This window comes from Janthinobacterium sp. GW460-12-1-14-LB5 (assembly GCF_059423585.1).
Genome location: NZ_JBWKYD010000001.1, coordinates 269,378 through 284,498, shown reverse-complemented (window position 1 = coordinate 284,498; position 15,121 = coordinate 269,378). Strand labels below are relative to the sequence as shown.

At 65.3% G+C, this 15,121-nt stretch carries 10 protein-coding genes; 2 read left to right on the top strand and 8 right to left on the bottom strand.

Annotated elements, in window-relative coordinates; translation table 11 throughout:
* Nucleotides 1-27 precede the first annotated feature (27 nt).
* Both parC and AC07X6_RS01330 read left to right on the top strand, forming a co-directional pair.
* On the top strand, nucleotides 28-2,382 hold the full coding sequence (parC, locus tag AC07X6_RS01335) for a DNA topoisomerase IV subunit A (protein ID WP_494789826.1): 2,355 nt from the start codon (nucleotides 28-30) through the stop codon (nucleotides 2,380-2,382).
* A gap of 177 nt (nucleotides 2,383-2,559) precedes the next feature.
* Complete coding sequence (locus AC07X6_RS01330; RefSeq protein WP_035822224.1) at nucleotides 2,560-2,748, top strand: helix-turn-helix domain-containing protein; 189 nt, start codon at nucleotides 2,560-2,562, stop codon at nucleotides 2,746-2,748.
* On the opposite strand, the gene AC07X6_RS01325 is transcribed toward AC07X6_RS01330, so the two are convergent.
* The 8 genes from AC07X6_RS01325 to rbbA form a co-directional block, all read right to left on the bottom strand.
* On the bottom strand, nucleotides 2,745-3,092 hold the full coding sequence (locus AC07X6_RS01325) for a hypothetical protein (protein ID WP_494789825.1): 348 nt from the start codon (nucleotides 3,090-3,092) through the stop codon (nucleotides 2,745-2,747). The two genes, AC07X6_RS01330 and AC07X6_RS01325, sit on opposite strands and share 4 nt — an antisense overlap.
* Nucleotides 3,093-3,118: 26 nt before the next feature.
* Complete coding sequence (locus AC07X6_RS01320) at nucleotides 3,119-5,446, bottom strand: DUF8189 domain-containing protein (protein ID WP_494789824.1); 2,328 nt, start codon at nucleotides 5,444-5,446, stop codon at nucleotides 3,119-3,121.
* A gap of 163 nt (nucleotides 5,447-5,609) precedes the next feature.
* Nucleotides 5,610-6,086, bottom strand: coding sequence for a hypothetical protein (locus AC07X6_RS01315; protein ID WP_230538935.1), 477 nt, complete (start codon nucleotides 6,084-6,086; stop codon nucleotides 5,610-5,612).
* Between the two features lie 215 nt (nucleotides 6,087-6,301).
* A complete protein-coding gene (locus tag AC07X6_RS01310) occupies nucleotides 6,302-7,519 on the bottom strand; it encodes an acetate/propionate family kinase (RefSeq protein WP_494789823.1) in 1,218 nt (405 codons plus the stop codon).
* A complete protein-coding gene (locus AC07X6_RS01305) occupies nucleotides 7,516-8,931 on the bottom strand; it encodes a bifunctional enoyl-CoA hydratase/phosphate acetyltransferase (RefSeq protein WP_494789822.1) in 1,416 nt (471 codons plus the stop codon). Before AC07X6_RS01305 ends, AC07X6_RS01310 begins: the two co-directional genes overlap by 4 nt.
* A gap of 9 nt (nucleotides 8,932-8,940) precedes the next feature.
* Nucleotides 8,941-11,151 (bottom strand): DUF3141 domain-containing protein, encoded by a 2,211-nt coding sequence (locus AC07X6_RS01300; protein WP_230539260.1) that lies wholly within the window; start codon nucleotides 11,149-11,151, stop codon nucleotides 8,941-8,943.
* Nucleotides 11,152-11,251: 100 nt separating this feature from the next.
* Nucleotides 11,252-12,376 carry an ABC transporter permease gene (locus AC07X6_RS01295; protein WP_230538938.1) on the bottom strand — a complete coding sequence of 375 codons (1,125 nt, stop codon included), beginning with the start codon at nucleotides 12,374-12,376 and terminating at the stop codon, nucleotides 11,252-11,254.
* Nucleotide 12,377: 1 nt separating this feature from the next.
* The gene (rbbA, locus tag AC07X6_RS01290; protein ID WP_494789821.1) at nucleotides 12,378-15,119 is read right to left on the bottom strand and encodes a ribosome-associated ATPase/putative transporter RbbA; all 2,742 of its coding nucleotides are present in this window, start codon (nucleotides 15,117-15,119) and stop codon (nucleotides 12,378-12,380) included.
* Nucleotides 15,120-15,121 lie beyond the last annotated feature (2 nt).

The following is a 15,121-nucleotide window of genomic DNA, read 5'->3' as shown; positions in this document are numbered from 1 at the left end:
CAACCACTTAACACCGAAACAAGCGCCATGTCCACACAAACCAATTTATTTGACGATGCCCAGCCTGAGCCGATCGAGCCGGATGAACCGGTATTCGACGGCGAAGCGCTGACCCTGTCCACCTTTGCCGAGCGCGCCTATCTCGATTACGCCATCTCCGTCGTCAAGGGCCGCGCCCTGCCCGACGTATGCGACGGCCAGAAGCCCGTGCAGCGCCGCATCCTGTATGCGATGAATGAGCTGGGACTCAATTCCACGGCGAAGCCGCGCAAATCGGCGGCCGTGGTCGGCGACGTGCTGGGTAAACTGCATCCGCATGGCGACCAGTCCGTGTACGACGCGCTGGTGCGCATGGCGCAGGACTTTTCCTTGCGCTACCCGCTGATCGATGGCCAGGGCAACTTCGGCTCGCGCGATGGCGATGGCGCCGCGGCCATGCGTTACACGGAAGCGCGCCTGACGCCGATCGCCAAGCTGCTGATGGATGAAATCGGCATGGGCACCGTGGACTTCCAGCCCAACTACGACGGCTCGACGGAAGAGCCGAAGCTGCTGCCGGCCCGCCTGCCGATGGTGCTGCTCAATGGCGCTTCCGGCATCGCCGTGGGCCTGGCGACGGAAATCCCGTCGCACAACCTGGCCGAAGTGGCGAAAGCGGCCGTCGCCATGATCCGCGATCCGAAGATGACGCACGCCGAGCTGATGGCCATCATGCCCGGCCCCGATTTCCCCGGCGGCGGCCAGATCATCACGCCGCCCTCGCAGATCCAGGACATGTATGCGAGCGGCCGCGGCAGCATGAAGGTGCGCGCACGCTGGAAGATCGAAGAGCTGGCGCGCGGCCAGTGGCAAGCCGTGGTGACGGAACTGCCGCCGGGCACCTCCTCGCAAAAGGTGCTGGAAGAAATCGAGGAACTGACGAATCCAAAGATCAAGCTGGGCAAGAAGGCGCTGTCGCCGGACCAGGTGGCCCTGAAGGCGCTGATCCTCAATTCGCTCGACACCATCCGCGACGAATCGGGCCGCGCCGCGCCCGTGCGCCTCGTGTTCGAACCGAAGTCGAAGAACCAGGACCAGACGGAATTCATGCTGATGCTGCTGGCGCACACCTCGCTGGAATCGTCGACGTCGATCAATCTGGTGATGATCGGCGGCGACGGCCGCCCGCGCCAGAAAGGGCTGGGCGACATCCTGCGCGAGTGGATCGATTTCCGCTTCAAAACTGTCACGCGCCGCACCGGCTACAAACTGGGCAAGGTCAAGGACCGTATCCATATCCTGGAAGGACGCGAGGCGATCCTGCTCAATATCGACAAGGTGATCCAGATCATCCGCAATTCGGATGAACCGAAGGCGGCCCTGATCGAGGCGTTCAAGCTGTCCGAACGCCAGGCCGACGATATCCTGGAAATCCGCTTGCGCCAGCTGGCGCGCCTGGAAACGATCAAGATCCAGCAGGAACTGGCCGAACTGCGCAAGGAAGAAAAGTCGCTGCAAGACCTGCTCGACAACCCGGGTTCGATGAAGCGCGCCATCATCCGCGAAATCGAAGCGGACGCCAAGCAGTTTGGCGATGCGCGCCGGACCCTGATCGAGGAAGCGCAAAAAGCCGTGGCGGAACAAAAAGTGGTCGATGAACCGGTCACCGTCATCATTTCGGAAAAAGGCTGGGTGCGCGCACGCACCGGCATCGGCCACGATGCGGCGCAATTCACCTTCAAGGCGGGCGACAGCCTGCATGGCGCCTTCGAGTGCCGCACGGTCGACACCCTGCTGGGCTTTGGCAACAACGGCAAGATCTACTCGGTGCCCGTCTCGGCGCTGCCCAACGCACGCGGCGACGGCGTGCCAATCACGACCTTGTGCGACCTGAGCGGCGGTACGCCGGGCAACGCCGTGCGCATCCTGCACTACTTCGCGGGCAATGGCGCCACCAATTTGCTGCTGGCGTCGAGCGCCGGCTACGGTTTCATTGCCAAGGCGGGCGACATGACGAGCCGCTTGAAAGGCGGCAAGGCCTTCATCACCCTGGACGATGGCGACGTGCCTTTGGCGCCGAAAGTCATCTCCGAGGCGGCCAGCGCCCTGGCCTGTTTGACGGAAGGCGCGCGCCTGCTGGTGTTCGGCCTCGATGAAATGAAAACCCTGTCCAAGGGCGGCACCGGCGTCAAGCTGATCGACCTCGATGCCAAGGACAAGCTGCTGGCAGTGCAGCCGATCACGCAGCGCGGCCTGGTGGTCTCGGGCATCGGCCGCGCGTCGAAACCGCAGGATGCGTCGCTGGGCGCCACGGCCCTGGCCGAGCACTTCGGCAAGCGCGCCAAGAAGGGCAAGGCGCTGGCGGCCAAGCTGAAACCGGTGTCCATGGTAGCCATCGGCTAAGCGCCATCGATTCCTACGAAAAGACAGGTTCGCCTGTCTTTTTTTTCGCCCATCGCACCTGACGGCGGCAGGCGAAAATAATTTTACAGATATGCGCCGTGCTCCCGTTATCCCTGTAGGCATGCCGCCCACGAACAGGAGAGCAAGGATGACAAACAACGTTTCAGGCAGGCTGCCATGCAGCGCCTGACGCCGGCAGAAAGACTGGTGGCGGCCATGGCGGCCGAAGGCTTGCCGTACAAAAGCATCGCCAGGGAACTGGGCAAGTCGCCTGCCACCGTGCGCAACCAGCTGCATGCGATTTACCAGAAACTGGGCGTGGGCAACCGCACGGCGCTCGCGCACAAGCTGCGCGGCCAGCCTTAATGCCGCGCCAGGCGCAGCACGTCGGGTGTCGCTTCGACGATGTCGATCACGTCCTGTGCCCCGCTGGCATCACTGAGCGCATAGCGGCCCATGCCCAGGGGCACCAGCCGGGAGACAAAACCGGCGCGGGGACGATCGTCGGGACCGGGTGCCATCGACGTCAATGTCACCTCCCCTTGCGCCATGGCGCCGGCGGGTGCGCCGAATTCGAGCACCTTGCGGCCCTTGCGGCTGGGAGGAAAGGCGAAGGTGGCCGTGGGCCGGTACACCTCGATACCGTCTGCATCCTCCTCGAAGGAGTGCGTCCAGCTACCGCTGGGCAAAGCCATCGTCATGCCGTGCATGCCGCCTCCCGTTTAATATATTGACGTCAGAAACACGATACCACGCCGCCCAGGCTTTCATAGCCGCTCACGGACGGTGACCAGGCCGTGCCGTTCCACGCCTTGTGGAACAGAGCCCCATTCGTACCCGTGACAAACACGTCGAGGCGGTTCGGCGCCCATGCCGTGGCGCGCGGACGCGAGGTGCAGATGCCGCCCAGGTTTTCAAACCCCGTCACGGATGGCGACCAGGCCGATCCATTCCACGCCTTGTGGTACAGGGCGCTGTCCGTGCCGATGACGAACAGATCGAGCCGGTTGGCCGCCCACGACACGGCTTCCACCTCGCCCACGCAGATGCCGCCCAGGCGCTCGAAGCCATCGTTGGAAGGGCCCCATTTCGCGCCATCCCACCATTTATGATACAGCGCGCCATCGGTGCCCGTCACAAAAACGTCGAGGCGGTTCGGTCCCCACGCCACCGCCTTCGGCGACGAGGTGCAGATGCCGCCCAGGCGCTCGTAGCCCGTCAGCGACGGTCCCCAGGCCGTGCCGTTCCACCACTTGTGATACAGGGCCCGGTCCGTGCCGATGACGAAGACATCGAGGCGGTTCGGTCCCCACGCCACAGCTTCCGGCTGGCCCAGGCAGATGCCGCCCATGGCTTCGTACCCCGTCAGCGACGGCCCCCAGGCGGCCCCGTTCCACCACTTATGGTACAGGGCCCGGTCCGTGCCGACGACAAACACGTCAAGGCGGTTCGGGCCCCAGGCCACGGCGCGCGGGTCGCCCACGCACAAGCCGCCCATCACTTCATAGCCCGTCAGGGACGGACCCCACGCCGTGCCGTTCCACCATTTGTGGAACAAGCCGCTGTCGGTGCCAGTGACGAACACGTCAAGCCGGTTCGGCCCCCACGACACCACCTGCGGCGCACTGGTGCAAATGCCGCCCTGCCCCTCGTAACCGGTGACGGACGGCGCCCAGGCCGTGCCGTTCCAGGCCTTGTGGTACAGCGCGCGGTCCGTGCCCAGCACGAAGACGTCGAGGCGGTTCGCGCCCCAGGCCACGACAGGGGAAGAGCTCTGGCGCGGCGTGGCGCCCGTGCCGCCCGTCCCCGTGCCGATGCTGGCGCGCGGACCATCGAGACAGGCCTGCATGCGCGCCACCTGGCCCGCCGTGAACATGAACATGGCGGGGTCGTCCACATAATCCATGTAGTTCATGAACATGTCGCCATTCGGCCCGTTACTGCAAGAAATGTGGGGGAACGAGGGCTGACCCGTGTTCGGCCCGCCCTGGTTCGGCGTGTCGGCCACGTTGTCCGTGCCCGAGCAGCCGGTGCCGTCATCGCCCCAGATATGGTTCAGGTTCAGCCAGTGGCCGATTTCGTGCGTGGCGGTGCGCCCCAGGTGGAAGGGCGGCGCCGCCGTGCCGGTCGTGCCGAAGGCCGATTGCAGGATCACCACGCCGTCGGTGGCGGCCGGGCCGCCGGGAAATTGCGCATAGCCGAGCAAGCCGCCGCCGAGCTGGCACACCCAGATATTCAGGTAGCTGTCGGCAGGCCAGGCATCCATGCCACCCGTCGCCTGCGACTTGACGGCATCGTCCGCGCCAAATGAGGCCACCGTCGTCTGGCGCCGCTCGATGCCACTGGTGGCCGCGCCATGCGGATCGATCGTGGCCAGCGCGAACTCCACGCGCGCATCGGCCGTCAGCGGCAGGAACGGCGCCGGCGTGCTGTTCACGTCGGGATTGACGCGGCGGAAGTCACGGTTGAGCACATCGATCTGGCTGGCGATCTGCGCATCCGAAATATTCTGCGCGGCCGTATTCCACACCACGTGCACGACCACCGGTATCTGCGTCACGCCGGAACGTCCGGCGCTGCTGCCGGCCCCCTCGTACATGCCAGCCTGGTTTTCAATATCGGCGCGGATGTTCGCATAGGACGGATCTTCCGTCAGCAGGCGGCGATGCACATCCATCGTGGCGCAGGTGCGCACCTGCGGCGTACCGCCGCCCTGGCCGCCGCCGTCGCCGTCGCCGCCCATGCCGCCTGCACCGCCCCCGCCATCGCGGTCGCCCCCCATGCCGCCGCCATCGCCCACGTGCATGCAACTGGCGCCCGCCATGCCTTGCGATGCCTGCTGCATGGCGCCGCCCGGCATGTCGCCGGCATGCACTGCGGCCGCGCCCTGGGTGAGCGACGCCTGATCCGCGTACGACATGCCCAGGCGCGGCCCCGGCATGGCGTTGGCGCCGGCCGCATCAGTGCCGGCATGCACGTCGCCCTCGACCGGCATGGATTGCATGGCCGGCGCGCCTTCAGCCGAACCGGTGGCCGGTGATTTTTTCGTTTTAGCGGTGCTCATGATGTCTCCTTCGTCTGTTTGCCAATTCACTATGGCACGGCGAAAAGAACAGCATTTGTGCCAGATCAAGACTGGCAAGCGGTGCCCAAAAAAAGTGGCAGACAAAAAAAAGACAGCCGAAGCTGTCTTTGGGATTTGCAGGCCGTGGCCCGCAAACGGGGAATTACTTGGCGGCGGCGGCCTTGACTTCAGCGTCGGCCTTGGCCTTGGCTTCTTCCGTCTTGGTGGCGGCGAGGGCTTTGTCGGCGTTCGCTTCCACTTTTTCCTTGGCGACCTTGGCGTTCGCTTTCACGGCAGCCTTGGTGGCTTTCGCATCGGCCTTGGCGTCGGTTTTGTCTGCCTTGGCTTCCGCTTTCAGCTTGTCTTCCGCATCGGCGTGGACGACCTTGTCATGGGCCTTGGCCTTGGTTTTGTTCGCCTTGTGCTGGGCGTCGGCTTTCTTTTCGTCAGCCTTCATTTCGGCCTTGGCGACATTGGCGTCAGCCTTGGCATCGACCTTGGCTTCCGAAGCGGCAGCCTTGTTGACGTCTTTTTGCGCGGAAGCCTGGGCTTTCACGACAGCTTCCGTGGCCGGCGCCGTTTGAGCGAAGGCGGCGGTAGCAAACAGGGTGGCGATCAGGGCGGCGAGTAATTTGTTCATGATGAGACCTTTCAATATGGTTTAATTTTATTCTTACTAAAGGCGGGCAAAATGTTCAAAATTTGCCAGGCATCGCGCTGTTTCTTGATGTAGCGCAATGGCATGACTTCATAGTAAAGATAACTGGCAAACCACACAGTGCGTTAGCGCACTCAACGAGAAATATGTGCAAATCGGCAAATTTCCCATCGAGCGCGGCCGGACGCGTCAGATCCTCATGCGCCCACGGCCAGGGCCGCGTGGCGCGCCGCCACCCACTCTTCATTGGCCGGCTCCACGCCCACCACGATGCGGCTGGCGTCGGTGGAGATACGGCTGGCGTTGCGCGCATTGGCGTCGGCATCGAGCACGGGGCCGATAAAACCGAGCTCGGCGCAGATGCGCTGGCGCAGTTCGGCGCTGTGCTCGCCGATACCGGCCGTAAACACCAGCATGTCCAGCCCGCCCAGCACGGCCGTCAGGGCGCCGATCTCGCGCACGATGCGGCGGATATATAAGGCCAGCGCGGCGCGGATGCGTTCGCCCGTGGCATCCTGCCGGTCCTGTTGCGCCAGCAAGACCGGCGGGTCGGCCGACACGCCCGACACGCCCAGCAAGCCCGACTCGTGGTACAGCACATGCGCCACTTTTTCCAGCGACAGCTTTTCGATTTCCATCAGGTAGATGACGGCGCCCGGATCGAGCGAACCGCAGCGCGTGCCCATCATCAGGCCGTCGAGCGCGGAAAAGCCCATGGTGGTGGCCACGCTGTGCAAATTGTCCATGGCGCACAGGCTGGCGCCGCTGCCCAGGTGGGCCACGATGACCTTGCCGCGCGCGACGGCGCCAAAACGCCGCTCCAGCACCAGCGACTGGTACTCATACGACAGGCCGTGGAAACCATAGCGGCGCAAGCCCCGCTCCCACGCATCGTAAGGCAGGGCAAGCATCTGCTCGACCTGCGGCACCGTGTGGTGGAAGGCCGTGTCGAAGCAGGCCACCTGGGCGATGTCGGGGCGCGATTCAAGCAGCACCTCGATCGCTTCCAGCGCGAACGGCTGGTGCAGGGGCGCCAGCGGCACATAGCTTTTCAGGTCCGCCAGCACCGTGAAATCGATGCGCACGGGAGCGAAATACTTGCTGCCGCCATGCACCACGCGGTGCGCCACGGCGCGCAGCGCACGCCCGTCCAGCTGCGCCACCACTTGCGCGCGGATGTATTCGAGGGCCGCGTGATGCGGCTGCTCCGGGTCCAGCTGCAAGGCGACCGCCGGCAGGCCGCCGGCGCGGTAAGTGGCGTTTTCGCGGCCGATGCCTTCGACCTTGCCGCTCCATTGCGCCTGCTGCGGCAGCACGCCGCCCGCCTGCTCGAACAGGGCGAACTTGATGCTCGACGAGCCGCAATTGAGCACCAGGATCAGGGTGCCATCCGTATGTTGGACTGCTGCGTTCATGGCGGCGTGCTCCGGTAATGGTTGGCCAGCATCACGGCGATGGCGCACGAGGCGATGCGACTGGCGCGCGAATCGGCGCGGCTGGTGAGGATGACGGGAATCTTCGCGCCCAGCACGATGCCGGCGCTGTCCGCGTCGCCCATGTATTCGAGCTGCTTGGCCAGCATGTTGCCGCTTTCCAGGTCCGGCACCAGCAAAATATCGGCGCGGCCCGCCACTTCCGAGACGATGCCCTTGACGGTGGCGGCGGCGATCGACACGGCATTGTCGAAGGCCAGCGGGCCGTCAAGGATCGCCCCCGTGATCTGGCCACGGTCGGCCATCTTGCACAGGGCAGCCGCGTCTAAAGTCGCCGGCATGTCTGCATTCACCGTTTCCACGGCGGCCAGGATGGCCACGCGCGGGCAAGCCACGCCGATCACGTGCGCCAGGTCGATGGCGTTGCGCACGATGTCGGCCTTCATGGCCAGGTTCGGCGCGATATTGATGGCCGCATCCGTGATGATGAAAGGACGCGGATAGGCGGGCGTCTGCATCAGGAAACAATGGCTGATGCGGCGCTTGGTGCGCAGGCCGGCGCTGGCGGCCAGCACGGCCGACATCAGTTCATCCGTGTGCAGGCTGCCCTTCATCAGCGCCTCCACTTCACCCTTGCCCGCCAGTTCGGCGCCGCGCGCGGCGGCCGCATGGCTATGCTCGACGTCCTCGATGGCGATGCCGGCCAGGCTCAGGCCCGCTTCGGCCGCCACCGCTTCCAGGCGCGCGCGCGGCGCCACCAGCACGGGCGTGATCAGGCCGGCCGCATAGGCGTCGAGCGCGCCCGACAGGCTTAATTCATCGCAGGGATGGATCACGGCGACCCGGATCGGCCCCAGCGTGCGTGCATGTTCCAGCAATCGCCGCGTGCCGTCGCCGTTATGCAGGCGTACCTCGGGCAGGGTGGCGCGCTGGCGTTCGATCTGCTCGGCGGGCGCGATCACCTGGGCTTCGCCGTCGAGCACCACGGCGCCATGCTGGTTGACGCAGCGGCACGCCAGGGTCACGTGGCGGCTGCGCGGCTCGCGCGCCGTGACGGTGACGCTGATGGCCAAGGTATCGCCCACGCGCACGGGTTGCAAAAAGCGCAGGGTCTGGCCCGTGTAGACTGTGCCGGCGCCGGGCAGGCGCGTGCCCAGCACGGCGGAAATGAGGGCCGCGCCCCACATGCCGTGCGCGATCACGCCCTGGTAGCGGGTGGCGGCGGCAAATTCAGTATCGAGGTGCTGCGGGTTGTCATCGCCCGACATCACCGCGAACAGGGCGATATCGTCCATGCTCAGGGTGCGCGTGATGCTGGCGGTGTCGCCGATGGCGATCTGGTCGAAGGTGCGGTTACGTACGATATTCAGATCATCGTCTTGGGTAGTAGTCATCGTGGTCTTCTAGGCAGGGGTAATGTGTTTGGCCGGTTTGGCTTTGGATCCGGCATGGGAGGCGCGCGCGTCCGGCGGCAGCGCCTTCGCCTGCGCCTTGACCGCGCGGTCGAAGACGTCCAGCATCTGCTGCAGGCTCGCTTCCTCGTCCGGCGTCGGCGCTTCCGGCACTTGCAGCACTTGCTGCAGCCACTCGGCCAGCGCGCCGATGTCGTCCGGATCGGCGCGCGACAGCAAGGCCGGCAAGGCGGCGATGGCGGTATCGAAATCATGCAGCATCAGGCGCGCCTGCTGGCGCACGATGCCGCGGAATTCCTCCATGCTGACCTCCTGCCGGTATTGCGGCTTGATCAATTTGAGGGCCAGGTTGACCCTGCGCTCATCGGCGATCATGCGGAAGCGGTAGATGTAGAACAGCGCGCGCACGGCCGCTTCCACCAGGCCGCCCCGCTGCATGTCCTCGTCCATCTTGCGCGTTTCGCAGCGCACGTATTCGCAATGCTCGGGCGAGATGCCGGGATGGGGGCGCGGCGGCGTAGCGTCGCCGATGGCCTGTCCCGTCAGCGCCTGCACCAGGGGCGAGCCGTACACCAGGTCGAAGGTGGTTTCCTGCAGCATGTCGCGCCAGTCGCGCCAGCCGTTCAAGCCGGCCGTGATGGCGCCGGAGACGGCTTCCTGCATGGCCAGCAGCGGGTTGTCGGGCGATACCGGCTGGCGGTGCGCGCGCACCTTTTCCGCCTCCTTGGCGACCAGCCTGGCCAGCGGATTGTGATCGGTCCAGCGCTCGTACGACACGCGCAGCGGATGCGCAAGCTGCAGGAAGCGCGCCGACTGCGGCGTGACCATGGCGCGCACCCACGGCTGCGCAAACGTGCGGTACAAGGCCAGGTTGACCTCGGATACGCGCGCGGCGGCGGCGAACTTGCGGTCGTTTTCCACACTAGGCTGCACGATGGCGCGCACGTCCTCGATGCCGCGGTGCTCGACCTGCAGCACATAATCTCCGCTGGCCAGGTCGGCGTTCGGCGTGTCGGGCGTCTTGTCGACAATCCTCGCTTCGTAGATCCCGGCCGGCAGCAGGTTGATCAGGTCGATATTGCTGGCGAATTTCTGGTGTTCCTTGTGCCCCACCTTGGCCGAGACGAAGATGCCCAGGTGGCCGATGCTGTCGTGCACGGCATACACGATGGTCTGGTCGTGCATCAGCACGTCGTTGTCGTCGCGGTACAGGTCCGTGATCCAGCCCAGGGCCTGTGGCGGCGGCGTAATGTTGTCACCATTCGAGCAAAACACGACGATGGGCGAACGGATATTGCGCAAGTCCAGCCGCACGCCGTCGGAAGTGATCAATTCCGCCGTGGCCAGGCGGTTGCCGATGAACAGATTGTCGACGATGTACTGCATCTCGACGTCGTTGAGGAACACGTGGCCGCCCCAGTATTTTTCAAATTCCAGGTAACGCGGCGCTTCCGTATCGATGTTCGCGTACAGGTTGTACTGCTTGCTCCACAGGGTGTTGGCCGGGTTCAGTTTTTCGAAATTCTGCACCAGGCTGGCGCCGTCGAAGCGGCCGTTGCCCAGGTCGCCCGCCAGCGCCGTGGCCCAGCTGCCGCCCATCAAGCCGCCCGCGTAGCGCATCGGATTACGGCCATGCCAGCCGGCCCAGTAGGACACGGGCGCGCCGGCCACAATGATGGGGCCGAACAATTCCGGGCGCATGGCCGCCGTCATGAGGATTTGCCAGCCCGCCTGGCAATTGCCGATAACGACGGGCTTGCCCTCGCTGTGCGGATGCAGGGCGATGACTTTTTCCAGGAAGGCCGCCTCCGCATGCATCACGTCTTCCACCGTCTGTCCCGGCACGGGATCGGGCAGGAAACCGATGAAGTAGCACGGGTGGCCGGCGCGCAGGGCCACGCCGATCTCGCTTTCCGCCTTGAAGCCGCCGATGCCGGGACCGTGGCCGGCGCGCGGATCGACGACAACAAAAGGGCGCTTCGATGGATCAGGCTCGGGCGCATCGGGCGTCAGGATGCGCGCCAGGCCGTAGTTGACGGGGCGCGCCAGCTCCAGGCCCGACATCACCAGTTCGGCGGGGAAGTCCAGCACGTTCGGCACTTCCTCGGCCAGGTGTTCCTGGTACTGGTTGCCGCGCCGGCGCATCACGTCCGCGTACAGCACAATGCGCTGCCAGGAGTCGCGCGCATAGTCGCCCAGCATACCCAGGGACGGCAAGCCGCCGGTGGAGAAAAATGGTGCAGCTTCGATCTTCATGGCTATCCTTTTCATGCAAAAAACGCCGGACCATTCCGGCGCGGGGCTACGCCATCTGGCTGATGGTCTTGCGAAAGCGCGCCAGCGCGAAGGTAAACAGGGCCGTGCCGATGGCCAGCAGGGCCAGGAACGGTTTCCACACCACGTCGATGCCGGCGCCGCGGTACAGGATCGCCTGGCTCAATTCGACGAAATGCGTGGTCGGGGCGATCAGCATGATGTTCTGCACCAGTTCAGGCATGCTTTCGCGCGGCGTGCTGCCGCCCGAGAGCATCTGCAGCGGCAACAGCACGAGGATCAGCAGCATGCCGAACTGCGGCATGCTGCGCGCCACGGTGGCGAGGAAAATCCCCATCGAGGTGGTGGCGAACAGGTGCAGCGCCGCGCCGCACAGGAACAGCGCGATCGAGCCTTCGATCGGCACGTGCAGCATGCCGCGTACCACCAGGTTCAGCGACAGGGCGGCGGCCAGCAGCACCACCAGGCCCATCGACCAGACCTTGCCCAGCATGATCTCGGCCGGCGTCACGGGCATCACCAGCAAGTGCTCGATGGTGCCATGTTCGCGTTCGCGGATCAGGGCCGCCCCCGTGAGGATAATCGACAGCATCGTCACCTGGTTGATCAGCTCCATCAGCGAGCCAAACCACGCCTGGCTCAGCGAGGGATTGAAGCGCGCGCGCATCACCAGATCCACGGGCGAGACGGTCGCGCCCCGATAGCGTTTGGCGAATTCGGCTATTTCACCGGCGACGATCTGCTGGATGTAGCCGCTGCCGCTGAAGGCCTGGCTCATGCGCGTGGCGTCGACGTTCAGCTGCAGTTCCGCCTGGCGCCCGCCCAGCACGTCGGCCTGCAGCTTGGGCGGGATCGTCAGCACGAAGGTGTACCGGCCCGCATCGAGGCCCGCATCGACTTGGCTCTGGTTGATCATGGCCGGCGGCGTGAATTGCGGCGGGAAGAAGGCCGAGGCGATGCGCCCGGACAGGGGCGAGCCATCCTCGTCGACGATGGCGATCGAGGCCATGTGCAAGGTTTCCGGCTTGGCCGTGGCGGCCACGTAGATGGCCAGGGTGAAGGTGTAGAGGATCAGGATCAGCATCATCGGATCGCGGATCAGGCTCCAGATTTCCTTCACGCCCAGGCGGTAGATGTTTTCAAGGTGGCGCATGTCAGCCCTCCTGTTTCTTCAGCAGCGCCACCGTCACGCCGAGGATCACGGGAATGGCGACGAGCAGGGGCCAGAACGAGGCGTGCAGGTCGCCAAAGCCCAGCGCCTTGTTGAATACGCCGCGGCTGATATTGAGCATGTGCGTGGCCGGGTACATCAGGCCGATGGCCTTGCCCACGCCTTCCATCGACGAGACGGGATTGAGCAGGCCGGAAAACTGGATGGCCGGGATCATAGTGCCGATCATGGTCACGAACAGGGCCGCGATCTGGCTGCGCGTAAACGTCGAGGCGAACAGGCCGATGCCGGTGGCGCAAATATTGAAGATGAAGGTGGCGCCGATCAGGGTCGGCAAGCTGCCCTTGATCGGTACGCCGAAGGCGGTGACCGCCAGCAGCGCCATGAGGACGAAGTTGAACATGGCCAGCACGACGTACGGCACCTGCTTGCCGAGCAAGAATTCCAGGCGCGTGACGGGCGTCACGTACAGGTTGATAATGGAGCCGAGTTCCTTTTCGCGCACCACGGACAGCGCCGCCAGCATGGCCGGCAGCATCAGCAGCAGCAGGGGAATCACGGCCGGCACCATGGCGGGCAGGCTTTTCACGTCCGGGTTGTAGCGGTAGCGCGTCTGGATGGCGACGGGATTGCTCATCGTGATGCCGTAGCGGTGCAGGGCCTGGTCGGCCAGCCACAGCTGGTGCATGCCCTGCACGTAGCCCTGCACGGTTTCGGCGCGCATCGGCATGGCGCCGTCGATCCACGCGCCCACCTGCGCCGGCGCGCCGCGCTGCACGTCGCGCGCGAAGCCGGGCGGGATCTCGATGGCCAGCGACAGCTCGCCGCTGCGCATGCGCTTGTCGATATCGGCATAGTCGCGCAGCGGCGGGCGCTCGACGAAGTAGCGCGAGCCGGCCAGGTTGTTCGTGTAATTCTGGCTCAAGGTGGTCTGGTCGTGGTCAAGCACGGCATAACTGAGATCTTCGACATCCAGGCTGATGCCGAAGCCGATGACGAACAGCAGCAGCACGGAGCCGCCCAGCGCCAGGGTCAGGCGCACGGGGTCGCGGCGCAGTTCCAGCGCCTCGCGCCACATGTAGCTGAGCATGCGGCCCAGGCTGAAACGGCTGCGCCGGTGCTGCGGCGCCGGTGCCGCTTCCTGCGGCACGGACGCCGGCGCTTCCTGCACTGTCGACGGCGCAGTGCCGCCGCCCGCCTCTTCCAGGTAGGCGATGAAGGCCGCTTCCAGCGATAGTGCGCCCTTCTTGCGCACCAGTTCGGCCGGCGCATCGCTGACCAGCACTTTACCCGCGTGCATCAGCGAGATGCGGTCGCAGCGCTCGGCCTCGTTCATGAAGTGGGTGGAAATGAAGATGGTGACGCGGTCGCGCCGCGCCAGTTCGATCATCAGGCGCCAGAAATTGTCGCGCGCGATGGGGTCGACGCCGGACGTCGGTTCGTCGAGGATCAGCATTTCCGGCTTGTGCACCATGGCCACGGCCAGCGACAGGCGCTGGCGTATGCCCAGCGGCAAGCTGTCGGGCAAGTCGTCCATCACGGCGCTCAGGTCGAAGCGCTGCGCCATTTCGTCGATCCTGGCCGGAATCTCGCCCTCCGGCACGTGGAACAGGCGCGCGTGCAGCACCAGGTTCTGGCGCACCGTCAGTTCGCTGTACAGAGAGAATGCCTGCGACATGTAGCCGACCCTGCGGCGCGTATCGATGTCGTTGGAATCGACCTCCTTGCCGAACAGCCAGGCCTTGCCTTCCGTGGCCGGCAGCAGACCCGTGAGCATCTTCATGGTGGTCGACTTGCCGCAGCCGTTCGAACCCAGAAAGCCGAAGATCTCGCCGCGGCCGATGCGGAAATTCACATGGTCGACGGCGGTAAAATCGCCGAAGCGCATGGTCAGGTCTTTGGCCTCGATGGCAACGTCCTGCGCGCTGGCTGGGTCCAGCGGCGTGATGACCACCGGCTGGTGGCCGGCGCGCTTGGCTTCGGGCAGCAGCTTGATGAAGGCCGCTTCCAGGTTGTCGCTTTGCGTGCGCGCCAGCAGTTCGGCCGGCGTGCCCGTATCGAGCACCTTGCCGTCATCCATGGCCACGAGCCAGTCGAAACGCTGCGCCTCGTCCATGTAGGCGGTGGCCACCATCACGCTCATTTGCGGGCGCTGCACGCGGATGCCGGCGATCAGGTCCCAGAACTGGGCGCGTGCCAGCGGATCGACGCCGGTGGTCGGTTCATCGAGAATGAGCAGGTCGGGATCGTGGATCAGGGCGCAGCACAGGCCCAGCTTCTGCTTCATGCCGCCCGACAGCTTGCCCGCCGGCCGCGCCAGGAACGGCTGCAAGCCCGTGCTGCGGGTCAGCTGGTCGATGCGGCGGCGGCGCTCGGCCGCGTCGTGGCCGAACAGGCGCGCGAAAAACTGCAGGTTTTCCTCGACCGACAGGGTCGGATACAGATTCTTGCCCAGGCCTTGCGGCATGTAGGCGATGCGCGGGCAGACGTCGTCGCGGTGGCGCGCATCGCGCATGTCGCCGCCCAGCGCCATCACGCTGCCCTGCTGCACGGCGCGTGCGCCGGCCACCAGCGACAGCAAGCTCGATTTGCCCACGCCATCGGGGCCGATCAAGCCCACCATGCGGCCGGCCGGCACGTCGAGGTCGACGCCGTCGAGCGCCACCGTCTTGCCGTAATGCTGGCTGACGCCCTTGATGCGGACGACAAAGGAAGTCACGTCCATGC